An 825-nucleotide genomic window follows, 5' to 3' on the forward strand; every position below is an offset into this window, starting at 1 on the left:
CGGTGATAGCGGTCACAGCCGGTGCCGGGCTGACGTCCAGTTTCTCGAAGTCACCACCGGTGGTGCCGGTGACATTCACACTCACATTGCCAGCATCGACATAGACGGTGTTGGCTGGTGCTGGGACAGTGATCGAGCCTTCGGTCAAACCTTTGCCAATGGTGATGACTTCACCATTGCTCAGGGTGATCTTCATCTCGCTACCGGCCGGATTGGTCAGGGTAGCGGTGTAGACGATGCTGCCACCTTCCTGAACGGTGCCAGTGGCGCTGAGGCTCAAGCCGGTGCTGTCCAGCTTCGCCGGATCATCGGTAACCGAAGTGGTCGGGTTACCAGCAGTCTCGAGCTTCTCGTAGTTGCCACCGGTGACGTTGGTGATGCTGTTAGTCAGCGGCGTGTTGGTGTTGTAGACGTTGTTTGGCGCAACGTAGTCGACCGAGCCAGAGCTGGCGTTGACCGGGATGGTGATGGTCTGGCCGTTGGCCAGGGTGATCACCAGCGGAGCACCAGTAACCGGTGCGTTGACGGTGGCGGTGTACACCACGGTGCCGCCTTCGGTCACGCTTGGGGTCGCGGTCAGAGTCACCGTCGAGGTATCGATGGTGTCGGTGATGGCGGTCACAGCCGGTGTTGGGCTGACGTTCAGCTTCTCGAAGTCACCACCAGTAGCTCCAGTGACGCTCACACTCACATTGCCAGCATCGACATAGACGGTGTTGGCTGGTGCTGGAACCGTGATAGAGCCTTCGGTCAAACCTTTGCCAATGGTGATGACTTCACCATTGCTCAGGGTGATCTTCATCTCGCTGCCAGCCGGATTGGTCA

General features: G+C 58.8%; 1 protein-coding gene. It reads right to left on the bottom strand.

From position 1 onward, the window contains the following. Positions 1–802, bottom strand: an 802-nt coding sequence (locus J5M56_RS23655) for an immunoglobulin-like domain-containing protein (RefSeq protein WP_207937902.1), incomplete at its 3' end; no start/stop codon positions are given. Positions 803–825: the final 23 nt, after the last annotated feature.

Source organism: Pseudomonas sp. 51_B (assembly GCF_017491595.1).
Taxonomy (GTDB): Bacteria; Pseudomonadota; Gammaproteobacteria; order Pseudomonadales; family Pseudomonadaceae; genus Aquipseudomonas; species Aquipseudomonas promysalinigenes.